The sequence below is a fragment of the Sulfitobacter guttiformis genome (assembly GCF_003610455.1).
Taxonomy (GTDB): Bacteria; Pseudomonadota; Alphaproteobacteria; order Rhodobacterales; family Rhodobacteraceae; genus Sulfitobacter; species Sulfitobacter guttiformis.
On sequence record NZ_RAQK01000001.1, the window covers coordinates 955,027 to 980,690 of the forward strand.

The 25,664-nt window shown below is 58.1% G+C and carries 24 protein-coding genes; 7 read left to right on the top strand and 17 right to left on the bottom strand.

Going from position 1 to position 25,664, the window contains the following annotated elements; genetic code table 11:
- Window positions 1-23: 23 nt before the first annotated feature.
- Window positions 24-1,019 carry a polyprenyl synthetase family protein gene (locus C8N30_RS04595; protein ID WP_025063326.1) on the top strand — a complete coding sequence of 332 codons (996 nt, stop codon included), beginning with the start codon at window positions 24-26 and terminating at the stop codon, window positions 1,017-1,019.
- Here C8N30_RS04595 and C8N30_RS04600 read toward each other — a convergent pair.
- The 3 genes from C8N30_RS04600 to C8N30_RS04610 all read right to left on the bottom strand — a co-directional run bounded on the left by C8N30_RS04600 (window position 1,012) and on the right by C8N30_RS04610 (window position 5,309).
- A complete protein-coding gene (locus C8N30_RS04600; RefSeq protein ID WP_025063327.1) occupies window positions 1,012-1,845 on the bottom strand; it encodes a 4-(cytidine 5'-diphospho)-2-C-methyl-D-erythritol kinase in 834 nt (277 codons plus the stop codon). The genes C8N30_RS04595 and C8N30_RS04600 overlap by 8 nt on opposite strands.
- Window positions 1,835-3,559, bottom strand: coding sequence for a tetratricopeptide repeat protein (locus C8N30_RS04605; RefSeq protein ID WP_025063328.1), 1,725 nt, complete (start codon window positions 3,557-3,559; stop codon window positions 1,835-1,837). Before C8N30_RS04605 ends, C8N30_RS04600 begins: the two co-directional genes overlap by 11 nt.
- Before the next feature lie 97 nt (window positions 3,560-3,656).
- Window positions 3,657-5,309, bottom strand: a complete 1,653-nt coding sequence (locus tag C8N30_RS04610) for an electron transfer flavoprotein-ubiquinone oxidoreductase (protein WP_025063329.1) — start codon at window positions 5,307-5,309, stop codon at window positions 3,657-3,659.
- A 381-nt stretch (window positions 5,310-5,690) separates the two neighbouring features.
- On the opposite strand from C8N30_RS04610, the gene greA reads away from it, so the two are divergent.
- Both greA and C8N30_RS04620 read left to right on the top strand, forming a co-directional pair.
- Complete coding sequence (gene greA / locus C8N30_RS04615) at window positions 5,691-6,161, top strand: transcription elongation factor GreA (protein WP_025063330.1); 471 nt, start codon at window positions 5,691-5,693, stop codon at window positions 6,159-6,161.
- Window positions 6,162-6,175: 14 nt separating this feature from the next.
- The gene (locus C8N30_RS04620) at window positions 6,176-7,252 is read left to right on the top strand and encodes a hypothetical protein (RefSeq protein ID WP_025063331.1); all 1,077 of its coding nucleotides are present in this window, start codon (window positions 6,176-6,178) and stop codon (window positions 7,250-7,252) included.
- Between the two features lie 12 nt (window positions 7,253-7,264).
- Here C8N30_RS04620 and C8N30_RS04625 read toward each other — a convergent pair whose 3' ends face one another.
- The 5 genes from C8N30_RS04625 to C8N30_RS04645 all read right to left on the bottom strand — a co-directional run bounded on the left by C8N30_RS04625 (window position 7,265) and on the right by C8N30_RS04645 (window position 12,088).
- On the bottom strand, window positions 7,265-7,750 hold the full coding sequence (locus C8N30_RS04625) for a hypothetical protein (protein ID WP_025063332.1): 486 nt from the start codon (window positions 7,748-7,750) through the stop codon (window positions 7,265-7,267).
- Window positions 7,751-7,760: 10 nt separating this feature from the next.
- Window positions 7,761-9,872, bottom strand: a complete 2,112-nt coding sequence (locus C8N30_RS04630; protein WP_025063333.1) for a molybdenum cofactor synthesis domain-containing protein — start codon at window positions 9,870-9,872, stop codon at window positions 7,761-7,763.
- Window positions 9,869-10,360: a molybdopterin-guanine dinucleotide biosynthesis protein B gene (gene mobB, locus C8N30_RS04635; protein ID WP_025063334.1), complete on the bottom strand. Its 492-nt coding sequence runs from the start codon at window positions 10,358-10,360 to the stop codon at window positions 9,869-9,871. Before mobB ends, C8N30_RS04630 begins: the two co-directional genes overlap by 4 nt.
- Entirely contained in the window at window positions 10,357-10,959 is a 603-nt protein-coding gene (gene mobA / locus C8N30_RS04640; RefSeq protein WP_025063335.1) for a molybdenum cofactor guanylyltransferase MobA, read from the bottom strand. The genes mobB and mobA overlap by 4 nt, the downstream gene beginning before the upstream one ends.
- A 247-nt stretch (window positions 10,960-11,206) precedes the next feature.
- Window positions 11,207-12,088 (bottom strand): formate dehydrogenase accessory sulfurtransferase FdhD, encoded by an 882-nt coding sequence (locus tag C8N30_RS04645; protein WP_409373581.1) that lies wholly within the window; start codon window positions 12,086-12,088, stop codon window positions 11,207-11,209.
- Between the two features lie 54 nt (window positions 12,089-12,142).
- On the opposite strand from C8N30_RS04645, the gene C8N30_RS04650 reads away from it, so the two are divergent.
- Both C8N30_RS04650 and C8N30_RS04655 read left to right on the top strand, forming a co-directional pair.
- On the top strand, window positions 12,143-12,859 hold the full coding sequence (locus C8N30_RS04650) for an AzlC family ABC transporter permease (RefSeq protein WP_025063338.1): 717 nt from the start codon (window positions 12,143-12,145) through the stop codon (window positions 12,857-12,859).
- Window positions 12,856-13,182: an AzlD domain-containing protein gene (locus tag C8N30_RS04655; RefSeq protein WP_025063339.1), complete on the top strand. Its 327-nt coding sequence runs from the start codon at window positions 12,856-12,858 to the stop codon at window positions 13,180-13,182. The genes C8N30_RS04650 and C8N30_RS04655 overlap by 4 nt, the downstream gene beginning before the upstream one ends.
- On the opposite strand, the gene C8N30_RS04660 is transcribed toward C8N30_RS04655, so the two are convergent.
- The 5 genes from C8N30_RS04660 to C8N30_RS04680 form a co-directional block, all read right to left on the bottom strand.
- Entirely contained in the window at window positions 13,171-13,770 is a 600-nt protein-coding gene (locus C8N30_RS04660) for a hypothetical protein (RefSeq protein ID WP_025063340.1), read from the bottom strand. The genes C8N30_RS04655 and C8N30_RS04660 overlap by 12 nt on opposite strands.
- Window positions 13,771-13,781: 11 nt before the next feature.
- Window positions 13,782-13,916 carry an aa3-type cytochrome c oxidase subunit IV gene (locus C8N30_RS04665; RefSeq protein ID WP_025063341.1) on the bottom strand — a complete coding sequence of 45 codons (135 nt, stop codon included), beginning with the start codon at window positions 13,914-13,916 and terminating at the stop codon, window positions 13,782-13,784.
- Window positions 13,917-14,020: 104 nt separating this feature from the next.
- Window positions 14,021-14,485 carry a DUF6173 family protein gene (locus C8N30_RS04670; protein ID WP_025063342.1) on the bottom strand — a complete coding sequence of 155 codons (465 nt, stop codon included), beginning with the start codon at window positions 14,483-14,485 and terminating at the stop codon, window positions 14,021-14,023.
- Window positions 14,486-14,488: 3 nt separating this feature from the next.
- Window positions 14,489-15,538 carry an MBL fold metallo-hydrolase gene (locus C8N30_RS04675; RefSeq protein ID WP_025063343.1) on the bottom strand — a complete coding sequence of 350 codons (1,050 nt, stop codon included), beginning with the start codon at window positions 15,536-15,538 and terminating at the stop codon, window positions 14,489-14,491.
- Between the two features lie 3 nt (window positions 15,539-15,541).
- Window positions 15,542-17,257 (bottom strand): acyl-CoA dehydrogenase, encoded by a 1,716-nt coding sequence (locus C8N30_RS04680; protein ID WP_025063344.1) that lies wholly within the window; start codon window positions 17,255-17,257, stop codon window positions 15,542-15,544.
- A gap of 136 nt (window positions 17,258-17,393) precedes the next feature.
- On the opposite strand from C8N30_RS04680, the gene C8N30_RS04685 reads away from it, so the two are divergent.
- Complete coding sequence (locus C8N30_RS04685; RefSeq protein WP_025063345.1) at window positions 17,394-18,338, top strand: L-threonylcarbamoyladenylate synthase; 945 nt, start codon at window positions 17,394-17,396, stop codon at window positions 18,336-18,338.
- Between the two features lies 1 nt (window position 18,339).
- Here C8N30_RS04685 and C8N30_RS04690 read toward each other — a convergent pair whose 3' ends face one another.
- Complete coding sequence (locus tag C8N30_RS04690) at window positions 18,340-18,894, bottom strand: YqgE/AlgH family protein (RefSeq protein WP_025063346.1); 555 nt, start codon at window positions 18,892-18,894, stop codon at window positions 18,340-18,342.
- 139 nt (window positions 18,895-19,033) lie between these two features.
- On the opposite strand from C8N30_RS04690, the gene C8N30_RS04695 reads away from it, so the two are divergent.
- Complete coding sequence (locus C8N30_RS04695) at window positions 19,034-19,840, top strand: protein-disulfide reductase DsbD domain-containing protein (protein WP_025063347.1); 807 nt, start codon at window positions 19,034-19,036, stop codon at window positions 19,838-19,840.
- A 5-nt stretch (window positions 19,841-19,845) separates the two neighbouring features.
- Here C8N30_RS04695 and C8N30_RS04700 read toward each other — a convergent pair whose 3' ends face one another.
- From C8N30_RS04700 to moaB, 3 genes are all read right to left on the bottom strand, one after another.
- Window positions 19,846-23,502 carry an efflux RND transporter permease subunit gene (locus tag C8N30_RS04700; RefSeq protein ID WP_025063348.1) on the bottom strand — a complete coding sequence of 1,219 codons (3,657 nt, stop codon included), beginning with the start codon at window positions 23,500-23,502 and terminating at the stop codon, window positions 19,846-19,848.
- A 3-nt stretch (window positions 23,503-23,505) separates the two neighbouring features.
- Window positions 23,506-24,963 carry an efflux RND transporter periplasmic adaptor subunit gene (locus C8N30_RS04705; protein WP_025063349.1) on the bottom strand — a complete coding sequence of 486 codons (1,458 nt, stop codon included), beginning with the start codon at window positions 24,961-24,963 and terminating at the stop codon, window positions 23,506-23,508.
- A 155-nt stretch (window positions 24,964-25,118) separates the two neighbouring features.
- Window positions 25,119-25,661, bottom strand: a complete 543-nt coding sequence (moaB, locus tag C8N30_RS04710; protein ID WP_025063350.1) for a molybdenum cofactor biosynthesis protein B — start codon at window positions 25,659-25,661, stop codon at window positions 25,119-25,121.
- Window positions 25,662-25,664 lie beyond the last annotated feature (3 nt).

Consider the following 25,664-nt stretch of genomic DNA (forward strand, 5'->3'; position numbering starts at 1 on the left):
CGAGCGCTAGGATGCGGGAAAATATGAGCGACCAATCGAGCCAGAAACCACATGACCGTCTTGCCGCCGTTCTGAAAGATGATCTTGATGCCGTGAGTATCATGATCAGCGAGCGTATGGCATCCGAGCATGCACCGCGCATACCACAGGTTACCGCCCATCTTGTTGAGGCGGGCGGCAAGCGGCTGCGCCCTATGCTCACGCTCGCGGCTGCAAAACTCTGCGGCTATACCGGTCCCTATCACATCCATCTGGCGACCACGGTGGAGTTTATTCACACGGCCACCCTGCTGCATGATGATGTGGTCGACGAGAGCGCCCAGCGCCGCGGGCGGCCCACCGCGAATTTGCTCTGGGACAATCAATCCTCTGTGCTCGTGGGGGATTACCTGTTTGCGCGCAGCTTCCAGTTGATGACTGAGCCCGGCTCGATGCGGGTCATGAAAATTCTGTCAAATGCAGCTGCCACGATCGCAGAAGGGGAAGTGCTCCAACTTACGGCTGCACAGAATCTGGCAACGACCGAAGCCGTATATTTTCAAGTTGTGCGCGGAAAAACTGCTGCCCTCTTCTCTGCTGCGACAGAAGTGGGAGGTGTTATTTCCGACGCACCTGAGGACCACGTAAAAGCGCTTTTTGACTATGGCGACGCGCTGGGGATCGCCTTCCAGATTGTGGACGATCTACTGGATTATCAAGGCAGTGACGCCACCGGCAAGAACATCGGCGATGATTTCCGCGAGCGTAAACTGACGCTACCGGTGATTAAGGCCGTCGCCTTGGCAGATGCCGAGGAGCACGCATTCTGGGTCCGCACCATCGAGAAGGGCAAGCAGGTAGACGGCGATCTGGAGCATGCGCTGGCGCTGTTGAACAAACATGGCACACTGGACACGACAAAGGCTGACGCGCTGATGTGGGCCGACACAGCAAAGGCTGCGCTCGCCATTCTGCCTGATCATGAAATAAAAGGTTTGCTTGTTGATCTGGCAGATTATGTGGTCGCACGTATCAGCTAGGGGTTTGACCTGCTGTTTGCGTTGAGACGACCCACCAGTTGTTGTAGGCTCTTCGAATACGCGCGGCGGCGCTATCTGCTGCGGCGCTATCAGGATAAATTCCGTAACACGTGCTTCCCGACCCCGACATGCGGGCAATCAGAGCGTCATCAAGAGCATCCAAAACCTGCCCGATCACGGGCGCCACAGCACGTGCGGGAGCCTCAAGATCGTTACGTTGGGATTGCAACCACCCGACCAACGCGGCAACGCCCTCGAACCCGTCAAACGCATCCATCGCAGGGTTATCTTTTATCTCAAGCCCCTCAAACACCGCACCTGTGGGCACCGCTACAGAAGGATTTACAAGAACAATATGGCATCGGGGCATGGGCTGGACCGCTTGCAAAAGGTCTCCGATGCCGTGCATCCTCTGTGGAATCGAACCGATGCAGACAGGTACATCAGCGCCCAACGATAGCGCGCCTTCCAAGCCGATACCATCATCCACAAGCTGGCCGAACAGGCTGCGCAGCAGGGCCGCTGCATCGGCAGACCCCCCCCCGAGCCCGGCGCCGTGAGGCAGGTTTTTCTCCAGCTGGATATGACCTTTGACTCCTGCCAGTTCTGCAGCTTGCCAGACCAGATTGCGCGCGTCTGTCGGGACGCCATTTGCGAAAGGGCCTGAGATCTCCATGCTCATGGTATCAGTTTTATCCAGCCAAAGCCGGTCACCGACACTTGCAAACACGACCAAGCTGTCGAGCAGATGATAGCCATCAGCGCGTTGCCCAGTGACATGAAGACTTAGGTTAACCTTAGCGGGCGCAAAACCCTCAATTGTCATTCGCCACCTTCAAGGGCTCGGCACCCTCTTCTACCAGGACAACATCAAGGCCCACCTCGAGCTTTCGGCGGATACGGTCAGGCTCTGCTTCGGTGTCCATGGTGCTGAACTCGACAAATGAAAGCGCACGTTTCCATTGAAATTGCGCTTCGCGTTTACGGCCAACTGCCCAGTAAACATCACCTAAATGATCATTTACTACCGGATCAACAGCTTCAAGCTCTACGGCGCGCTCCATTTGGATCACTGCCTCGTCATAGCGACCAAGGCGGTAGTAGACCCATCCGAGGCTGTCGACGATATAGCCGCTATCGGGGCTCGCCGCGACTGCCCGTTCAATCATCCCGAGGGCTTCGTCAAGTTTGCGCTGCTCCTCGACGAGTGAGTACCCCAGATAGTTGAGGACCTGCGGCTGATCGGGATTGATTGCCAGAGCGGCGCGGAAATCGGCTTCGGCGGACACGTTATCGCCATCTTGGGAGTAGGCAATACCGCGGGAAAAATACAAAAACCATGCGCGGTCATCGCCTTTGTCTGTCAGGTCAACTGCTTTTGTGTAGGCTGCAATAGCTGCCTGATCCTGATCCTGCGCGCGGAAAATGTCGCCGAGGGTCGCATGAACAACAGCGAGATTACCGTGACTGCGGGTCAATTGCTCAAGGACTTCGATCGCCTGATCGACCTTGTCGAGGCGGCGCAATCCAGCGGCACGCCCCAGCTCGGCTACGTGAAATGCCGGATCATCGGCATCAACGGCGCGATATTCCTCGATCGCCAATTCGTACTGTCCCAGCTGCTCCAACAATTCGGCCGTCAGCAGTAGGGCATCGACGTGGTCGGGGCGCAGATGCCGCGCTATGCGGGCATATAGCAGGGTGTAGTAATCACTTGCCTGCTCGGCCCGCAGAAGAGCCGCAAAGGTAAAGAAAACTTCGGAAAGGCCAGCACGGGCCGTTGGTGCATGGGTAAACGGCAGCTGTGCCCCGGTCTCGAGATTGGCAATCAGGATATCTAACTCGGGATCGGTCGCGCCACTGAATGTGGATGCAATGACCTGTACGGCGTCTTCGTTACGCCCCAGCTGGGACAAGATCTCGACCCGAGCGATCACGCCGCGCCGTGTGCGCGCTGCAGACCCCGGTGCCTCGGATGCAAACAGCGCCTCAGCGTCTGCGTAGCGGCCCACAGTCGCAAGGGCCAGCGCCTTGTGAAACTGCACAATGCCGCGCATGCCAGCGTCGGCCTCGATAGAATCGAACTGGGCAAGCGCGCCACTCACGTCGTCGCTGCCGATCAGGGCCCACCCCTTGACCAAACCATCGACCCACGGGCTAATCCCGTCGGTGCCCGCCTCATGCGCCGCGAGAGCCACAAAATCACCATCGTCGATCAGTCCGGCTGTGGTCACCATTTGCGCCACATGCGAGCGCTGGCCCGCATCAATGATCGCTTTGGCCAGCGGCAATGCTTTGCTGATATCGCCAAGTGCCAGATACGATAACGCAGCGCTCTCCATGAGTTCGACGTTCGACGGGTCCCGGGCCAGCGCGCTGCCATAATATTTCGCAGCGATGCCAAAGTCATTGCGCACGGACGCACTGCGACCCGCAAGATAGGATCCCGCAAGTGTTTCAGCCGAAACAGGTGCAGGGGCGCCAATGCTCAGGGCAATCCCGAGGGCGGCAATACTCACAGAAGTCAGGAAATTTCGCATATGCTCAAGCCTTTTCGTTTTAAGACAGGCTAGCATGTTTGCGCATACGCGCAATGGCGGCCCCCCACCTGAATAGGCAGGAAGCCGCGGTTATTGATCACATGTTCGGGTAGTTCGGACCGTCTCCACCCTGCGGAGTTGTCCAGACAATGTTCTGGCTAGGGTCTTTGATGTCGCATGTCTTGCAATGCACACAGTTCTGGAAGTTGATAACGAAACGGGTGTCTTTTCCCGCCTCTTCCACAAATTCGTATACGCCTGCAGGGCAATAGCGTGCTGATGGACCCGCGTATTTGGCGAGGTTAACCTCGACAGGCACGGTCGCATCCTTGAGCTGCAGATGCGCGGGCTGGCTTTCCTCGTGGTTGGTAAAGGAAAACGCCACATTTGTCAGACGGTCAAAGCTAAGTTTGCCATCCGGCTTGGGATAGGCAATCTGTTTGTGTTTGGAAGCAAGCTCCGTCGCGTCGGCATCGTTTTTACCATGCGGCATCGTTCCAAGCAGAGAGAAGTTGAACAGCGTGTTGCACCACATATCGAAGCCGCCGATCGCAAGCGAGGCGGCAAGGCCGTATTTCGACCACAGCGGTTTTACGTTGCGAACTTTGAACAGGTCCTGACCGATCGCACCTTCGCGGACTTCCTTCTCATAGTCAGGCAGTTCGTCTCCCGAGCGTCCGGCAATGATTGCCTCATGCGCCGCCTCTGCCGCAGCTTTGCCGGAAATCATTGCATTATGGTTGCCCTTGATACGCGGTACATTGACCATGCCCACCGAACACCCAAGCAGAGCCACACCAGGTGCGACCATCTTTGGCATCGATTGATAGCCGCCTTCGGTGATCGCACGCGCGCCATAGGCCACGCGCTTACCGCCCTTGAGCAACTCGGCCACCATCGGATGATGCTTGAACTGCTGGAATTCCATGTAGGGAAACACATGCGGGTTTTTGTAGCCAAGGTGGACCACGAAACCGACGTAGACCTGATTGTTTTCGAGATGATAGATAAATGATCCACCACCCGCTTTCTTACCCAGCGGCCAACCCATTGTATGGGTGACGGATCCTAATTTGTGCTTGGCGGGATCAATCTCCCAGATTTCTTTCATGCCAAGACCATATTTCTGGGGCTCTTTACCCTTGGCCAGATCGTACTTCTCGATCACCTGCTTGGACAATGATCCGCGTACACCCTCGCTGAGGAAAACGTATTTGCCGTGCAGTTCCATTCCGGGCTCATAGCTCGGGCCCGGGGTGCCATCGGCACTCTTGCCCATTTCGCCCGCGACCACGCCTTTGACTTCACCATTTTCGCCGTAGACGATCTCGGAGCAGGCCATCCCGGGAAAGATTTCGACCCCGAGTTCTTCCGCCTGTTCGGCCATCCAGCGACAGACATTACCCATAGAAACGATATAGTTGCCGTGGTTGTTCATCAAAGGCGGCATCGGAAAATTCGGAATGCGCACTTCGCCCGCAGCACCCAGAGCATAAAAGTTATCTTCAACGACAGGGACGTTCAGCGGCGCGCCTTTTTCTTTCCAGTCAGGAATCAATGCGTCGAGACCGACAGGATCCAAAACCGCACCCGAGAGAATGTGCGCACCTACCTCTGAGCCTTTTTCCAGCACAACGACAGTACGCTCGGAATCGAGCTGCTTGAGACGTATGGCCGCCGACAGACCCGCAGGCCCTGCACCGACGATAACAACGTCATATTCCATCGCTTCGCGTTCGTTCTCGGCCATCATTCTTGCTCCCGGTCGGTGAAAAAGGTTTGAATTGAGGTAGCGACTGGAACAGTAGTTTGCAATCACGACGATACGTTAAAATCGTCGCAGGGGCGTGTTTTTGCCTTAACTTTACGCGCATCCCCCTCACTAGCTGGGTTTTTGACGGGATTTGCCGGCAGCCGCGCGGACCATTTGCGCCGGTCGGATGCTTGAAAACGATGCGCCAGTTGCCACGGCAATCATGCTGTGCCCGTGATGTGTTTCGGCGAAACCGCGCCGCCATCATCGGCTTATCCGCTTGCATTTGATGCTCAACATAGGTCAGGTAAAAGACAACACCAACACGCGCCCCGAACCGCATTCGGGGCGCGCCTTAGTATTACGGACACCGATGCCATGGAAAAAATACCAATGACTCGCGGTGGGCACATCGCCCTCGAGACCGAGCTCAAGCACCTCAAGACCGTGGAACGGCCCGCCATCATCAAGGCGATTGCCGAAGCGCGCGAGCATGGGGATCTATCGGAGAATGCCGAATACCATTCCGCCAAAGAAAAGCAGTCTTTCATTGAGGGACGTGTAAAAGAACTTGAGGGGGCGATTTCGCTTGCCGATGTAATTGACCCTGCAAAACTGTCCGGCACAATCAAATTTGGTGCCAAGGTGACACTTGTGGATGAGGTTACCGAAGAAGAGAAGACTTATCAGATTGTTGGCGAATATGAGGCCAATATCGAAAAGGGTATGCTCAACATCAAATCACCCATCGCGCGGGCGCTGATCGGCAAGGACGAAGGCGACAGCGTCGAAGTCCGCACACCGGGAGGTGTTAAATCCTATGAGGTCCTCAAAATCGTTTATGCCTAAGCGGAGCGGTAACCATGTCTGACGGCCCATCCGAAGATAGCTCAGGCGCACGCCCCGCCACCGGCGCTTTGCGCAAATCAACACTCAAAAACCCTTCCGCCCGTCCAACCCCCTTGGGCATATATGACAAAACACGCGCGGAAGGCATAACCGGCATCGAAGTCGCAGCAATTGCGATGTCGGTGATCTGGTTACTGGGATGTTTGATTTTCTTTGTCTTCATGACCCAGCCCTCGGTTCCAGAGGGTCAGGGAGGTCTGCGGTTTTTGATGACAATGCTGGCGGTTTTCATGCCGGTTGCGATGATCTGGGTCGCGGCAACTGCCGCCCGTGCCAGCCGTGTCATGCGTGAAGAAAGCCAACGCTTGCAGGCCGCAATCGACGCAATACGCCACGCCTATATCGCCCAGCAACAGGGTGGCGGTTTCAGAAACGAACCGTCCGTCAACCGCAAACTCGACGAGATTGCGGCCGCAACGCGCAAAACCGAAACCGCGCTCGCGACATTTTCCACCCGCCGCGAGGAATCGTCGCGCGCTCCAAAGCCCGCGCCGGCTGTGGCACCCCCGGACGATCAGCCGACCCTCGCACTAGGCACACAAAGTGCTGATATGGCGCCCGTGCTGGCGGCCGAGGATCTGATCCGTGCGCTCAACTTTCCTGAAACGGCAGAGGATGAGGCCGGTTTTGCCGCCCTACGCCGCGCCATGAAGGACCGTAACGCCGCCCAACTTATTCAGGCATCTCAAGACATCCTGACCTTGTTGAGTCAGGATGGCATTTACATGGACGATCTCACCCCCGACCGGGCGCGAACCGAGATATGGCGCATGTTCGGGCAAGGCGCACGCGGGCGTCCTGTTGCCGCTCTGGGTGGTATCCGCGACCGCTCGTCCTTGGCCCTGACTGCTGGTCGGATGAAGCAGGATCCCATCTTCCGCGATGCCGCGCACCATTTTTTACGCCGCTTCGACAGACTGTTCGCCAATTTCGAAAAAGTATCAAGCGACGAGGAAATTTCGGCGATGGCCGATACACGCACTGCCCGCGCGTTCATGTTGCTCGGGCGGGTGGCGGGTACGTTCGACTGAAGCTATCGCACCTCAGGGGCAAACTTGCGCGCGATTCTCCGCGTCAAAAACGGCCCTTAGTATATTACCAGCCACTGTTTCGAACACCACAGACGCGCCCGCCATTTCGCCGCCTGTAACGCGGATCTGGCCCAGATCTGACACCTTGAGGCGGTCATCAACATCGATAGAAAAGACAGCACGCGAGTGGGGAGCCCCATCGCGCAGCGCTACCCGAACAGCCTGCGCGCCATCTGCCACGACACCCGCAGTGGTGCCACCCTCGTCACGCAGCGGCTGGAACACATCGACACCTGTACCCCCGTCCGCCGTATCGAAAATCAGTTGACCGGCCGAACCGCGCAAATCGACAGTTACAGACATCAATGGCTGTATGCCCATCACCAGCTCAAAGCGATCCCACGGCGCGCTTTCAATAAAACGCAGATTTGGTCCCTCACAATCTGCTGCCTGCGCACCACCTGCCAAGACAAGCATGAAAATTGTCGACTTTACCATCACCATCCTCCTAGATTCCGAAACTTCCAAACGGGATGAACCGCACCGGATCGCCTTCTGCGACCTCTCGTGCATCCTCATCTAATTCAACCAAACCCTCTGCCCAGCTCAGCCCGCTGATCCGCCCCGAACCTTCAGAAACGAACACTTCGGCGCGGCCATCACGGATGCGGGCGCGCAGATACTCGCGGCGGCCAGCCTTTTTACGCTTGGAGAACGCGGCGGGCACCTCAAAACCCTGAGGCACCTGCCATGCTGCCCCCGCAAGACGGCCCAGCGCCGGCCGCGCGAATATCAAGGTACAGACCATCGCCGCAACAGGATTACCCGGCAAACCGAACACAGGAATGTTGCGCCACATTCCAAGGGCAAGTGGTCGCCCCGGTTTGATAGCGATGCGCCAAAGCGTCATAGCGCCGGCCTCTTCCAGCAGGCCAGAGACGTGGTCTTCGTCTCCAGCGGAAGCGCCGCCGCTGGTTATAATGGCGTCAACCCGCTCTACGCAATTATCGAGCATCCGGCGCATCACTACGCGGTCGTCCGGCGCCTGGCCCAGATCAACAGCTTCGTGCCCCATCTGCTCTAACAAGGCCAAAAGCATGGGCCGATTTGCATCATAAATCTGGCCCGCCGCCGCAGAGGCCCCCGCCTCGACCAGTTCGTCTCCGGTAGAAAGAACGCCCACGCGCAGCCGTTTGCGGACGGCAATTTGCGACAGACCTGTGGCAGCCAGAAGAGCAAGATCGGCGGCGGTGATGCGTCGGCCAGCACTTACGATCACATCACCCGCCGCGACATCCTCCCCCGCGCTCCGGGTGTTGGAGCCTCGCTTGAGCATGCCCTGAAACATAATATGCCTATCTGAGACAGAGACATCTTCCTGAAGGATGACCGTATCAACACCCTGAGGAAGTACTGCGCCGGTTAGTACACGGATTGCGAAACCCGGCGGTACATCTGCAGGGGCGTCCCCCGCTGCGGCACGGCCCTGTACCAGCGGCAAACGGTGCATTCCATCTGGACGGCCTCCGGCAAATCCATACCCGTCAACGGCTGTGTTCGGCAGTGCCGGATTAGCGCGGGCGGCGGATACATCGTGAGCCGCAATACGGCCACAGGCCTGCGTTATCGGCACGTTCTCAACCTGTGCAACAGCCACAAGTCTGCCCTCAAGCAGCGCTAGCGCCTCCGCGACAGGCGTCCAATGCACCCCTTGGGGCAGCGCAAAACAATCATTGCGCAGAGGCGGCGTGCGGGCTGCAAGGCTAATAAGCTCTTCCGTGAGGCCCGCCCCCAGTATCCATCCCTCTTCACGGGCAGCAGGCGGAATATCCTTCATATGCGCGGAGAGGCGGTCCACGGGCAAGCGTGCGAGCGCGTCTGCCAGAAGGCGCACCTGCGTCCTGTCGCGTATCCTATCAGAGCCCTCAACAGCCAGAGCAGATTTAACCGCTTTCTCTATAACACCGGGCCAAATTTCGGCCAGCACCACTGGGGCTTCCTCACACGCCTCGAATGGCCAAACTGCCACCTCTCCGAGACGCCGCAGTCGATTTAGCATCGGAAAGCCCATCATCGCCTGACCGCCTACTGTCGGCGGAAATGCCAACTGAAAACATGACGATGACGCCTTTGAGACAAGGTCACAGGCGCGTTTTTCCGCGAATGAATCAAAAACGATTCCCGCCTTGCGGTAGGGAATTTCAGGCCAGCGGTCTTTGTGCAATTTACCCCAGAACGGACCTGCGCCCTGAAACATTTCATTCAGAATTTCGGCCAGATCAAAGCGGTTGTTACTGCCATCCACCGCATCCTCGATCCGGTCGTCAAACCATTTCCACACTTCAAAAGGGTCATCCGATCCGGTCACATGCCGCCCAAATCCGGCGGGATAGCCGAAGGGGAAATCGAACGTACACAGCAGACGGCGCCCCGCCTTTTTTTCAGCAGCGATCAGGCGGATGATCTCTTGCTCTGCTATCTGCCGCGACCTGCAATACACCGGCTCTAAGGACGCGCCATCCTGCGTAATCCCAAGCCAGATAGCGTCTTTTTGCGGCTTTGGACCTTTGCGCTTTCCTGCTGACCAATCTACCACGACGACAGTGTCAAAAGGCCTCACAATCCAACCTCGCGCAGAATGAAATCAGCAATCAGGACAGTATCATCAAGATTGAAAACAGGCCGGTCAAGTGTCACGGAAACGTCGCTGGCCACAGCACGAACAGACGGATCGTCGCTTGCAATAAGAGGATTTCCGGTCACGGCACGGTGCGCCTCGATTTTTGGATGCGCGTCGCGCTTGTACCCTTCGATCAGTACCAGATCGACCGGAGCAAGCTGCGCCAGCAACATGTCGAGTGCAGGCTCGGGTGCGCCGCGCAGCTCGTGCATCAATGCGATGCGGTTACGCGATGCGAGCAAAACCTGCGATGCACCCGCCTCGCGGTGGCGAAAGCTGTCCTTGCCAGCATGATCCACATCGAAACTGTGATGGGCATGCTTTACCGTCGAGACGGAAAAGCCCCGCCCCGTGATCTCTGTTACCAGCCGTTCCATCAACCCTGTCTTGCCCGCGTTTTTCCAGCCGACGACACCGTAGAGCTTCATAGCATCGCCTCGGCGCGAGCCAGATCATCGGGGGTGTTGACGTTAAAAAACGCTTCCTCTTGCGGGAACAGTGCCTCACGCCCGCCGTGTACCTGCGTCCACAGCACGACCTTGCGCAATCCCCCTTTCAGCGCGGCGCGCAAATCATCGCGGAGGGCAACTGGCCAAAGACCGAATGTCGGATGGCGTGCCGCACCGCGCTGTTCGTCAGGTGTAGCAGCAAGGACAAGCGGATGCGTCATACCCTCTGAGGCAAGCAGAAGCTGCGGCACCAGATCACAGGGGAAAAAAGGTGTGTCGGCAGCGGCTGTCACAATCGTATCTGCACCCTGCGTCGCGGCCCAGTCGAGACCAGCCAGGACACCGGCCAGCGGCCCCGCGAATCCCTCAATACTGTCTGCAATCACGGGCATGGCCATTGAGGCAAACCGCGCAGGATCACCATTTGCGTTCAGCGCCAGCGCCGCGACCTGAGGCGCCAACCGCGCTTCGACACGCGAAATCAGTGTCTGACCGCCCAGCATCCGCAACCCCTTATCGCCGCCGCCCATGCGCGTTGCCTGCCCCCCCGCGAGTATAACGCCAAAAGGTTGTTTCATAGGGCGGCCTCCAGCCATGATTTCAGATCGGCGGGAACCTCCTTCGCCGTGGCTCGCACAACTGGAGCAACTATTGCAATCCCGCGAAGCACTCCGCCTGTTCCCAAGGCGGGCGCCCTTATTCGGTGCGGTGCGGCGCACGCATGCGGCCAGTGGATTTGACTGGCTCTCAACTCTGGGGCAAGCGCTGTGCGATCGCGCCGCAAACCTGCGCCATCTACACATTGACGCCACACGACTGCATCACTCATGGCGCGCTCTTCCGGCCTGCGCGCCGCGGCTCTTCCTCGATAGCGGCTGGGTCGGCGTCGCGCAGCAAGCGCGCCTCACCTGCAAGACACATAAACCGCCGCCCCTTCATCCGCCCGATGAGGGTAAGACCGACTTGTTGGGCAATCTCCACGCCCCATGCCGTAAAGCCCGAGCGCGAGGCAAGGACAGGTATGCCCATCATCGCAGTCTTGATCACCATTTCAGACGTCAGGCGGCCCGTAGTATAAAGGATCTTATCCTCCGCACTGACCCCTTCGGACAACATCCAGCCCGCAATTTTATCAACAGCGTTATGGCGCCCTACGTCCTCCATATAAACCAATGGACGGTCTGAACAGCACAGCACGGTGCCGTGGATCGCACCCGCCTGTAAATAAAGGCTCGGCGTGCGGTTTATCTTGGCGGATAGCGCGTAGAGCCAAGAGGTGCGCACCGGCGTTTGCGGCAGCACAACCCCCTCCAGTCCCTCCATCATATCTCCAAACACGGTGCCAACAGCACAGCCGCTGGTGCGGGTCTTTCGGCGCAGCTTCTCCTCATAGTCAGTCTTGCGCGATGTACGCACAACGACAACCTCGAGGTCTTCGTCATACTCGACGCCGGTAATATCGTCGCCCTCCCGCAACATTCCCTGATTGCGCAGAAACCCGAGTGCGAGGTAGTCGGGATAGTCGCCGATGGTCATCGCCGTCACGATTTCCTGACTGTTGAGATATATCGTCAGAGGCCGCTCCTCGACGACGTTGATTTGCTGGGCAACCCCATCGTGGTCGACCCCCGTCACCACGCGGGTCAGCCTTCGCGCCTCCGGATCAGGCGCGATCAGATAATCGGAAAGATCGTCGGTTACAGCCAATTGCACCCCCTGCAGCAACACGTTACGCAATGGACGTAATCCTAAGGGCATCGCATGACCTCCACCACCCGCAAAACTCCCTATCGGCAGGGGATCGTCGACAGTAGCCCGTTCATTCTGGTAATCATTCCGTTTGCATCGCTCTTTGGCGTGTTAGCTGCGGAGGCCGGGTTAAGTGTCATCGAGACGATGGCGTTTTCTATCGTCGTGATTGCAGGAGCGGCGCAGTTTACCGCGCTGCAACTGATGCAAGAGAACGCGCCGACGGTAATCGTCCTGATCTCCGCTCTGGCCGTAAACCTGCGGATGGCAATGTATTCGGCCTCTCTAACCCCGTATATCGGCTCGGCCCCCCTGTGGCAGCGTGCGCTGTGCGCATATTTGACCGTCGATCAGTCATACGTTGTGGGTGTGTCCAAATTCGAGCGGGAGCCGGATATGACAGTCCCCCAGCGGGTCGCCTATTTTCTGGGAGCGGTCACGCCAATTGTGCCTCTGTGGTATCTGTTCACGTACATAGGCGCAGTTCTTGGCGCGCAAATCCCGCAAAGCTGGGCACTTGATTTCGCTATTCCCATCACATTTCTGGCGATGATTGCCCCGATGTTTCGCACTGCAGCGCATGTAGTTGCGGCCCTCGTTGCAGTCATCGTGAGTTTGCTTGCAGCAGGTGTGCCGTACTCACTCGGCCTCATGATTGCGGGAATCGCCGGCATGATGGCGGGCGCACAGACCGAATTATGGCTGGAACGCAAAGGACTGGCTAAGTGATCGAAACAGGCACGCTTTGGACTGTGATTATTCTGCTGGGACTTGGCAGCTTTGGCTTGCGATTCATGTTTACCGGGCTGGTCGGCAACCGCGCCATGCCTGACTGGCTGTTGCGGCATTTGCGCTATACGGCTGTGGCAATTCTTCCAGCACTTGTCGCGCCGCAAGTCGTCTGGCCTGTGGCAACGGGTGGGGCTTTTGACATTCCGCGTGCGTCAGCAGCGGTTGCGGCATTGATGGTCGGATTGCTCACCAAAAATGTGATCATGGCAATGCTCAGCGGCGTGCTCACACTCTACGGGTTGCTCTATCTACTGGGATAAAGCTTTTATCCCGTCGCGGACATTGCCCTCGTCGTCTTCGTAATACCGCGTTGTTGTCACGCCTGGTTTCTGCTCGAACTGGGACATAAGGCTCAGTGGATAATAACCGCGGCGCACATCCTCGAACCCCGGAATTTGCTTTAGAATACCAGACGTTGCAAAGGCGCATTCCGCGCTGCGCACCGCACCACGCGCTTGCACCAGTTGCAGGGCACGCTCGGCCTGAGCCGGAGTTACATTAAACTCCTGGCTCACCACATGGAAATTGGTCCGCGCATGGGCAGACTTATAGGCCTGCACCCAGAACGGTGACATTCCGTACAGGACATCGCCACGCTCCGGCACGCGGTCATGAATAAACGATCCTGCGGGATCAAACATTACCGCCTGTGACCCCTCAACCAGCAGCGCTGTATGCGCACCAGCACCCGAGCGGTTGTTGACCATTGTAATCAAAGTCAGCTTTCGCTGGCCAGTGTGGACATAGGTTGCAGCCTCAATCGCCGACTGGGGCGATTCTTTTCCCGCGCTGGAGCAGCCTGCAAGAATGGACACACACAAAAGTATGGCGACAAACGGTTTAATCATTTTGTGGCCAATCAGCGGGCGAAAATTGCCATGAAAAGCAGAACGCCAATAATTACCATAGAGGCGCGGCTCACGAATTTGACGAAGCCGTCAAATGTCTTTTGCTGCGCATCGGATTTCATCGTGCCATGTTCATGTTCGGCCATTGGGATGTCCCTTTCGTCAAATCAGGCTAAGCTTTGAGGCGGAGTTACGGCATTTCGCCGGTGCTGTCACGCCGGATTTGCCGCATGTGTTCAAGATGCCGCGTTTAAGTCGCGTCATGCTCCAGATCCTCGACCAGTTTAAAGCCGATGCGATTTGGCGGCTCTGCGGCAACAGGTTTTTGAAGCGCGCGAAACAGTACATTTAGTTGGCTGACATGCTGGACCAACTGCATTTTGGCCCCCGACGAATCCGCCCCGTAGAAAGTCACCACATCAGGATCGAAATATCCCATGCCTTCGATTTTGAGCACGCCTGCATCAGTACCGGCAAACCCCATCGCAATCTCGTGATTGTCATCAAGGCCTTCCTCAAACTTCTTGAGGTAAAGGAACGTCCGCTCATAGGCCCATTGCGCCGGTGATTTCTGCGTTAACGGCGTGTCCGACACTCCTTTTGGTACCGGTTGGTCACGGGCATTTTTAGCCTTCGGATCACTATGCACTTCATGCGCGCGCGGTAATGCAGTCATCTCGGCTGCCTCGGCTGCGGTATTGATCTCGTCACCCATATCTCACCCTTTACGCTGGTACAGCCATGCTCCGTCTTCGCGTGTGGTCCGCGTGGCGAGACCTTCTTGATGAAGGTGGCTCAAATGCGCGAAGGCTTCAACCAGAGCGAGTCCGTATTCCCCCTCGCCTATCGCCCTTTTGAACAGCGGTGCAAAAACCTCGCCTGCTGTTTTCGGCGTATCGATATACGCGAGCAGACGTTTCAGTGCGCCGTGATGGTTGTCAATCAACATGCTCATCCGTTTGGGCAAGCCCGTGAATGGCACTTTATGACCGCCCAGCACCAGATGGTCGGCGCGTCCCAGTAGCGCAAGACGCTCGCAGGCCTCCAACCACTCGCCGATGGGATCAGCCATCGGCTCGGTCGCGTAGACGCCTACATTGGGGCTGATGGAGGGGAGGATCTGATCGCCTGCAATTACCAGATTGTCATCGCGGCTCCAAAAGGTCGCATGCTCCGGCGCGTGACCGTTGCCCATGTGGATATCCCATGTGCGCCCGCCCATCTGGATCGTATCGCCCTGCTTGATCCGCAAGTACCCCAGAGGAAGCGGGTCAACAATATCGGCAAAATTGAAAGGCCGCTCACCTGCGCGCTTGTCATAAATACCGGTCTCCATCCCCGCCGAGCGGTAGAACGCGAGACTTTCTGCATTGGGTGCGTCCTGAATATCAAGCGTCAGCATCCGCGCGGTCAGCCAAGCAGTGCGGGTTGTGACCAGTTGTGCACCGTGCACCGTCTGGAACCAGCCCGCCAAACCGATGTGATCCGGATGATGGTGTGTGACAACAACGCGGCTAACCGGCCTGCCTTCCAACGGCCCTGCCATGATCTCGGTCCAGATCGCCTTGGATTTCTTGGACGAAAAACCAGTGTCGATAATGGTCCAGCTGTCGCCCTCGTCGAGGGCATAGACATTCACATGGTCAAGCTTCATCGGCAGTGGCAGTCGCATCCACAACACACCGGGTGCGACCTCGATCGCCTCTGATCCGGTGGGAGGCACCTCCCACGGATACCGCAGGCCTTCCGGGGCGGGACGCTCTGCCATACCCTACCCCGCCAATTCTTCTGCGGTAAGCGCATAAAGATCCTCGGCGCCTGCCTGTGCATGGGCTAACAACGCTGCGTGCTCCGGCAGCATCCGCTGAATGTAGAACCGCGCCAGTTTCTCCCGTGCTCCGCCACGATCCGCTACGGCAGCCTTGAGATGCAGATGCGCACCCAGCACCCGCGCAAAAGCGTGCAGATAGGGCACAGCCCCAGCAAACCGCTCTTGCAGGTCAGTCTGCGAAACAAGCCATTCTGTCGCCTCGCGCATGCTCTCGGTGGCTTCCCAGACGTCGTTGGCCAGTCGTGGGAAGGTGGCACGGGCCGCTTCCACGTCTTTTTCCACCTCGTCGAGCAAGGCCATCGCCGCCTCGCCGCCATCCATCATCTTGCGGGCTACGAGGTCCATCGCCTGAATGCCGTTTGTGCCTTCATAGATTGCAGTTACGCGCACATCGCGGCAAAATTGCGCAGCACCTGTATCTTCGACAAACCCCATACCACCATGCACCTGAAGGCCCATATCGGCGACAGCAATGCCGGTGTCGGTGCCAAATGCCTTTGTGATCGGGGTCAGCAGGGCTGCACGCGCGGTCCACGCCTTGTCTCCGGTCGCTTTTGCCATATCAATCGCGACAGCGTTACTTACGGCGATCGCGCGGGCAGCAAATACATCTGCCTTCATGGTCGTCAGCATCCGCCGCACATCCGCGTGCCCGATGATCGAATCCTTCAGCGCGGGCGCACTTGTCTTTCCCTGTTTGCGGTCTTGTGCATAGGCCAGCGCATGCTGGTAGGAGGCATCGGCTATGCCGATCCCCTGCCCGCCGACACCAAGGCGTGCATTGTTCATCATTGTGAACATTGCGGCCATCCCGCCCTGCGGTTCTCCAACCAGCCATCCAGTGGCATTATCATATTGCATTACACAAGTCGGCGATCCGTGTAGCCCCATCTTGTGCTCGAGGCTGACCACGTTTACGCCGTTGCGCGCACCGGGGTTGCCATCCGCATCCGGCAGAAGCTTGGGCACCAGAAACAGGCTGATCCCGCGCACACCGGCAGGTGCATCCGCCAACCGTGCCAGCACCAGATGACAAACATTGCCCCCAAGATCGTGATCGCCCCACGAAATATAAATCTTTTGGCCACTGATGGCATAGGTTCCATCGCCATTATCCTCGGCCTTTGTTGTCAGCGCGCCCACGTCAGATCCCGCCTGCGGTTCGGTCAGGTTCATGGTGCCGGTCCATTCGCCGCTGATCATCTTTGGCAGGTACAGTTCTTTGAGGGCATCACTTGCATGATGCTCCAGCGCTTCAATCTGGCCTTGGGTTAACATCGGCGCAAGTTGCAGTGACAAACACGCCGCGCTCATCATCTCTCCGACGGCAGCGGTCAGCGCCATGGGCAAGCCCATTCCGCCGTATTCGGGATCTGCGGCCATACCTACCCAGCCCCCCTCCGCAATCGCTTTGAACCCTTTGTCAAAGCCAGGCGAGGTGCGCACCACACCATTTTCGAGGCGCGCAGGATGTAGGTCTCCACTGCGTTGCAAGGGGGCCAAAACCTCTTCGCACATCTTGCCCGCCTCGGTCAGGATGGCACGGGTCACGTCTGCCGTTGCATCAGCAAAGCGGTCCGTACCCCGCAAGGCTTCAAGCCCGACAACATGGTCGAAAAGGAAATTGTATTCTTCAACAGGGGCGCGATACGTCATATTGGTCTTTCTCACAAACACTTCGGCATTTAGGTTGAACACCAGTTTAGGGTGCAGACGCCACTATAACAACACGGTGGACCGCAACAACGCGCCGGCGCAATCAAAACGCCGCGTCAGAGCGAAAGGAGCAGGCATGACATTACATACAACGCGCCTCGTCCCCACTGCCGCGGGGTTGGCCGACGCGGCAAAGCTGTTACAAAATGGTGCTCTCGTCGCTTTTCCAACCGAAACCGTGTACGGTCTCGGCGCCGATGCGCGGCAAGGAGAAGCTGTAGCGCGAATATATACTGCGAAAGGGCGGCCCACGTTTAACCCCCTGATTGTGCATGTAGCAGACAGCACCGCAGCAAAGACTTATGTGGAATGGCCGGCGCAGGCCGATACTCTCGCGCGCCTGTTTTGGCCTGGCCCCCTTACGCTGGTGCTGCCTTTGCGGGCGGGACATGGCCTGTCGCCATTGGTCACAGCGGGCCTGCCTACTGTCGGCATCCGCGTACCGGCGCACACAGTCGCGCATGAATTGCTCCGCGCATTCGGAGGGCCCGTTGCCGCACCATCGGCGAATCCCTCGGGACGGATCAGTCCGACGACAGCCGATCACGTCGTTGCAGGACTGAAAGGGCGCATCGCGGCAGTCGTTGATGGTGGTGCGTGCGATGTCGGGCTGGAAAGCACGATCATCGGGTTCGACGGTCCAAATGCTGTATTATTGCGCGAAGGCGGACTGCCGTCCGAGCAGATCGAGACGGCCCTCGGCACACCTCTATTGGGCGCGCAAGCAGGTGCCATTACCGCACCTGGCCAGATGTCATCACATTATGCGCCGAAAGGTGCAGTGCGCCTGAATGCGATTTCGGCACGCAGAGGCGAGCATTTTCTGGGGTTCGGCGCGATTGCAGGTGATCTGACCCTTTCAGCCTCGGGCGACACGGCCGAAGCAGCCGCAAACCTGTTTGGTCACTTGCACAGACTCGATGCGATGGGCGGGCCGATTGCCGTGGCACCGATCCCGATGGAAGGGCTGGGCCGTGCTATAAATGACCGCCTTGCCCGCGCGGCAGCCCCGCGTGATTAGATCACGCACGTCCTGCCGCGCTTGACAGGCTCACGGGATCAATGCCGATACTGCGCAAGGCAGCTTCCCAAAGCACATCGGGGTCCGTCCCGAAAACAAGCGCAGGCGTTGCCGGCGCCGTAAGCCAGCCGTTATGTACAATCTCCCGCTCAAGCTGCCCCACCCCCCAGCCGGAATAGCCAACCGTAAAAAGGAACGGTTCAGGCCCTTCACCCGCGGCAATGTCCTCCAGAATATCCTTTGTCGCCGTCAGGAGATAGCCGCCGGGAATAACCGATGGCTCGGGCGCGAGGCGGGCCTGATCACGGTGAAGTACAAAGCCACGCCCTGTTTCTACAGGCCCCCCGAAATGAACAGGCCGCTGCACAGGCCCGCCCGTGGTCGGGATGTCGACCCGGGCAAATACCTCGCGCAGCGTAAGCTCGCGCGCCGGTTTATTCAGGATCAGCCCCATCGCCCCATCAGCAGAATGGGAACAGATAAAAACAACCGAGCGGGAAAAGAGCGGGTCGTCCGTTCCCGGCATGGCAATCAATAATTCCCCTGTCAGATCCATCACATTTTCCTGCCCGTTAATATCAATTCGCCGACCAGCACTCTGACCAGCCCTTCCGCCTGCTGCAAGGTGCATCAGCGAAACATGGCTGACCTACTTGTGACTTGGCAAAACCTGCAGGCAAGCGCAAACAGGAGGAATGATAAAAACACTTCTTTTCGCCACCGCCACGATCTTTACAGTGAACGCTGCCCATGCCGATGACACGTTTGGCGTGCCCGTCACAGCCGAGCTGATTGATGGATGGCAGCAGGCCGATGGTACCCGCGTCGGCGCCATTCGCATCACACTGGCTGATGGATGGAAGACCTACTGGCGTGCCCCGGGCGATGCCGGCATCCCGCCGCATTTTACCTGGGACGGTTCGAGCAATCTGGCAGGTGTTAGCGTGGGTTGGCCTACGCCGGAAGTGTTTGTGCAAAACGGTATGCGCTCTGTGGGGTATTCGAATCAGGTAACCCTGCCTCTGACCTTCGCTGCACAAAAGACCGGCCAACCTGTCGATATCAATCTCGATCTCGAGATCGGGGTCTGCAAGGATATTTGTGTACCTAAAACGCTGTCGATCAGCGGAACGCTGGACAGTGCTGAAACCAGCCCTGTCCCAACCATCGCCGCAGCCATGGCCGAGCGCCCCTATACAGCGCGCGAGGCAGGCGCACGCGGCGTGACCTGTGCAATCAGCCCGTCGAAGGATGGATTGAATATAACCGCTACGATGACCCTACCCGCAACTGGAGGGCGCGAACATGTTGTCATCGAAGCAGGGCGCCCCGACGTTTGGGTGTCGGAGGCAACCTCGACCCGGAGCGGCAACACCCTCACAGCGCAGGCCGAGATGATTGCAGGCGCAGGCGGCGCATTCGCCCTCGACCGCTCCGCGATCCGGTTCACCGTTCTGGGATCGTCCCACGCCGTGGATTTACAGGGCTGCGTCCCGGGCTGAGCAGCCTAGTCACGCAGGGTAGGTGGTTTCCGCAGGAGCATTGCAACGCCGCCAACAATGTAACCCAACAGGGCAATTCCGCCCACGCCGATAACAAATAACAAGAACGCAGCCGGCATAACAGGTCGGCCCGACAGCGCAGGTAGTATTCCATCAATCAACGGGTGAAATGCGCCTGTAACAGCCGCCCAGCCAATAGTGAGCGCGCCCCACCCCAGCACTGCGGCCCATAATCCTACAAGCCCTAGCTGCAGGCCGCGCGCCCGCGACCTTAATCCTCGCCGCATCGCCAAAACCTGTCGCGCTACATCGTGCTGGGCCGCCATCAACGCCGGCACAATCAGCAGAACCAGCACCATACCGAACCCCAAACCGTAGACCAGCGTGATCACAGTGGGTTTGAGAAACTGCGCTTGCTCGCTCCGCTCGAACAGCAGCGGGGCCATGCCCAGAACGGTGGTGAGTGTCGTCAGCATCACAGGCCGCAGGCGGTCTGCTGCACCATCAATGATCGAGGGGATAAGACCACGATCGTGCGCGTATTCATCAATTGTAGTCACCAGCACGATGGAATCGTTTATGATAATGCCCGTCATGCCTAGCAGCCCCACAACGGTGAACATGCTCAGCGGCACACCCCATGCATGGTGCCCATATATTGTGCCAATCAGGCCAAAGGGGATAATTGCCATCACTACCAATGGGCGCGTCCAGCTTCCGAACACCCATGCCAGAACCAGAAATATCCCTGTCAAACACAAGATCAGACCCGTCATCGCATCTCGCAGAAATTCGTCCTCCTGCTCGCTCAAACCTGCGATGCGGTATTCGACCTGTAACTCTGATGCGATGCGCGGCAGAATTTCAGTGGACACCGCTGTGGTAATCTCGGTGGCACGGTCGGCATCATCCTCCGAGATGTCGCCAGTGACCGATATCAACCTGATACCGTTTTCGCGTCGAACCGTGCTGAACCCTGTGCGCTGTTGCACACTTACAATATCACCCAAGGCGACGTAGTTGCCTGCGGCTGTGCGCAACTGGGTGCGGTCCAGAAAATCCGCCGTCAGCTCCCCCTCCGGCAACTCGACCCGTATTGCGGCAGAGCGCGGGCCATCGGGATATGTTGCCGCTTCGATCCCGCCCAGACGGTTACGCAGCACACGGCCAAGCTCGTCGATGGTGAACCCCAGCGCCAGCCCTTGTGGCGTGAGATCGAGGATCAGCTCCTCCTTGTCATACGCCAGATTATCCTGAACAGCACTCACTTCGGGATATTGCAGCAGAGCTGTTTGCAATGCTTGTGAGGCCTCTTTGAGAGTTTGTGTATCCGCACCATAGAACTCGACATCCAGCGCGTCGCCCCCCGGCCCAGAGCGCCAGCCGCGAAAACTCACCGCCTCGGCCAACGGGTGGTTCACTACCTCTTCCTGCAATTCTGCGACAAACGCGAAGCTGGAATAGGGGCGCAGATCGGCGTCGATAAGCTCAATCGAAATGCCCCCCAGCAAATCACCGTCCTTTCCCTCTGCCGCCTCAAGGCCACGCCCGCCGTTGCCCCCGATTTGCGCCATTACATAATCCAGAGGGCTTATTCCGTGTTCTGCCTCGAGCCGTGCAGCGATGGCATCGGTGGCGCGCTGCATCTCTCGCATCATCTCCATGGTATCGCTGCGGGTTGCGCCTTCGGCCATGATGAAGTTACCGGTAACGGATCCGCGCTCGGGGGCGTTGAAGAAGCGCCATTGGACATCCCCCCGAGCAAAAAGCGCAACCTGACTGGCTAGTGCTACCAGCACACCCGCCAAAACGACATATCGCGCCTTGATAACCAACGCCATGAACGGGCGAAACAGGCCCTCGCGCACCCTCTCGAAACCTGCATTGATCACGGTCGACGGTGTGTCGATACCGTGCCGCCCGATGATTTGCATGATCGCACGTAGCCGCGCAGGGCGTGACATCAGATACCCCCCCGCCAGTACCAGTAAAATTCCCGCTATAACGGAAGCATTGCCCGACATAATCGCAAAAGCACCGCCGGGATCCGCACCCGTGATCCACAAGAAACCACTGATCAACCCAAGTAGCAGGCCGGTGACCAGCGCTGTCGCGACAAGGGCAGAGACCACTCCACCTACAATCAGCTTCGACATCGAGAATTTCGAGCGCGACTGCACACCTTCCAGAGCATTTTTCATATGATGAGGCAGGATCAGGAAACATTCGATCAGCGAGGCCACCAGAACGGCGATTACTGTGTAAGGAATATCGCTGATCAATCCCCCGAACCGCCCGCCCACTGCAACCAGACCAAAGAATGCAATGATGGTGGTAAGCGTAGCTGCAAACACCGGCATTGCCATACGCTGCGCCGCACCCTCGGCGGCCTCCGCAGCACTCATCCCCCCCATGCGGTAGCGGTGATCAGCATGCTCACCCACGACGATTGCATCGTCCACCACAATGCCGAGCGTTATGATAAGCCCGAACAGCGAAATCATATTGATCGTCAAACCGCCCAGATACATGAAGGCAATAGACGCACCCATCGCAACCGGAATACCAGCAGCCACCCAAAATGCAGTGCGCGCATTCAAAAACAAAAACAACAAGGCCAACACAAGGCCAAGGCCCATGATGCCATTATCAACAAGCAAATCGAGGCGGCCTGTAATTTCTGCGGCGCGCGTGCGGATCAACTCGACGGCCACGCCTGCTGGAAGGCTCTCCTGCAATGCCGCTGCAACCTCTTCGACGGCCTCCTGAATCCCGATTGCATCACCACGGTCAGAGCGGTCAACACGGACAGAAATCGCCGGATACTCACCAACAAAAAAGCCGATATTGCGATCCACGCCCTGCGCAAACACAGTTGCGACATCCCCCACCAACAAATTGGATCCGTCGGGGTTTGAGCGCAGGGTAATCGCTTCGAGCTCTTGCGGCGTTCGTTTTGCTGTGCCGGTGCGCACGCGGGCATTGGCCCCCGCCACGTCTCCGGCAGGATCTGCGTCAACCTCTTGAGCGATGGCCGCAGCGATCTGCGCCATGCTCACGTCAAATGCCACCAGCTTCGAGGAAGGCACCTCGACGATCGTCTGGGGTGCGGCTACGCCCTGAATGGTGGTACGGGTCACACCTGCAGCGAACAATCGGACTACAAACTCGTCCGCGAACCGGCCAAGTTGTTCGGGACCTACAGGGCCGGTAATTATAACATCCGTTACGCGGTCCCGCCATGCGCCGCGCCGCACGTCAGGCTCCTCCGCCTCCTCAGGCAGTGTTGTGATTGCATCTACTGCCGTTTGGACATCCGCAGTTGCCCGCGCCATGTCCCAGCCAGGCTCGAACTCAAGGAGGATTGTACCGCTTCCCTCGCGGGCAGCGCTCGACGAACTCTCGACCCCCTCAAGACCCAGCAAAGCGGTTTCGAGAACCTGCGAAATCGCCTCGTCAACATCTTCGGCGCCAGCGCCGCGCCAAATTGTGGTAACTGTTACGTTGTCCACAACCACATCGGGAAAAAATTGCGCCCGCATGTTTGGCGCAGAGACGATACCCGCCACCAGCATCAGTACCAACAGAAGGTTGGCAACTGTTTTATGCCGTGTGAAATACGCTAGAATGCCGCCAGCCGTTTTTGGAATTGCACGCCCCATGGCTTAGCCCCCCATCCTGCTTTCAAGCCGCTCGACCACCTGTGCAGGTACCTGCGGCTCTGCTAGTTGGGCTAGCACGCGGGCTTTTGCCTCTTGCGGCATCTGGTTGTTCGCCTCGACAAAGGCTACCAGTCTCGCACGCCGCTCCTCGGTCAGTTCCAACATCTGTGGTGCTGTGGGGGGATCGGGTTGCATCCCTTTGCGAAGTGGTTTGACTGCAATGCCCGCACCCAACAAAGGCGAGCGGGCCTCGACAACTTCGCGTCCTACAATATCGCCTCGAACCAGTACATCATCGCCCTGACGGCGCAGAACTGTCACGCTGCCGGCCTCCAAACGGTCTCCTTCAATAAGCAAAAGCACCCCACCGGAAGCATCCACCGACGAGGACGGAAGGCGGATCACATTCTCCAACGCAGGCTCCTGCACACGCACAGTCACAAAATCACCGGGCTTAAATCCGGCCCCTGCGTCCAGCGAAGCGAACACAAGGCGGCCGGTCTGTCCCTCACCTGTAGCCGCTGATGTGCGGGTTACGCGGCCGCTGGCCTCCAGATCGACACCGGCCACGTCAAGTGTGACAGTTACAGCCGCCTTCAAGATTTCGCCCTGCAGATCGAGCAAGCGCGCAAATTGCGCTGTCGACAGGCGAAATGATACCTCGAGATCCTGCGGGTCTATCAGATCTGCCAAACGCTCGTTTGCACTCACCAACCGCCCTTCGACTACGCTGGCTCCGCTCAGAGTTCCGCCAAAGGGAGCGCTGATGTTTGTTTCGTCCAGACGGCGCTGGGCCTCAGCCACGGCAATTTCGACCCTTACAATGCCTGTAGTGGCCTGATCGATCCGTGCCTCGGCCTGTGCCAGCGCCTGCCGCCGCGACAGGACAGCCTGCCGCGCCGCAGATGCAGCAAGGTCGGTGGTTTCTGAGGCCGCTGCTGTGCCAATGCCGCGCTGGGTCAGATCGGTTTGGCGCTCTGCTGCCCGCACCCTCAGCTCCGCCTGCTCTTGGGCCGCGAGCACTTCATCGCGGGCCAGTTCCAACCCGCGCCGCGCATCACGGGCCTCGGCCTGAGCGTCGGCAAGATCGCTCTGAGCGCGCTGCAAGGCAGATTGTGCATCGGCAGGATCAAGGCGCACCAGAACATCCCCTGCCTGTACCGCGCCACCATCCTCGAATTCGTCGGCCAATGCGATCACACGCCCGCCGCCGGCGGCGCGTAGCTCAAGGGTGCGGCGGCTCGCGATCTCGCCAAAGGTTTCCAGCAAAGGCGTATGTGCGCCTGCCTGCGCCGTGATGACATTGACAGTAAACACACGTTCGCGGGCAGTGCGCTCTTCCGGCGCGTCCGCCAACCGAGATTGAACCGCGCCGCCAACAATCTGCACAGCCCAGACTAGCATACCTAATGTGACTGCGGCCAGAAACAGACCAATCATACTTTGTCTCAGAAACCGCATGCTGTGTCCGCTTTGTTCATATTGTTCCCATTTAGCGCCGGATGCACCTTAACCCAGTAGGAGTTTATACGCGCATCAATCACGTTTCCGTCGCCAATTCGGGACGGAGGGCCAACAAACCTATTGCAGGCGGTCCCCAAGTAGAGCCAAAGCAATTATTTGCGGCGGTGATGCTCGTCCAGACGGGGCAAAATTTCGACAAAATTACAGGGCCTGTGACGGTAATCCAGTTGTTTGAGCAGGATCTCGTCCCATGCATCCTTGCACGCGCCAGGACTACCGGGCAGCGCAAAAAGATAAGTTCCGTTTGCCACACCACCCGTCGCACGCGACTGAACCGCGCTTGTTCCGATCTTTTGCATTGATACGATCGTGAAGATGGTTCCGAACGCATCAATCTCTTTTTCGTACACGTCACGGTGTGCCTCGACTGTAACATCGCGCCCTGTCAGGCCTGTCCCTCCGGTCGATATCACAACATCAACCTGTGAGTCGGTGCACCACGCGCGCAACTGCGCCGCAATCTCCTTACGCTCGTCGCGAATAATTTTACGGTCCGCCAGAATATGCCCAGCATCCTCCAGCCGTGCTACCAGCACATCACCCGAGCGATCTTCGCCCATGCTGCGGGTGTCTGAGACGGTAAGCACCGCGATGCGCACGGCGATAAATTCTTTGGAAAGGTCAATCGTGCTCATCAT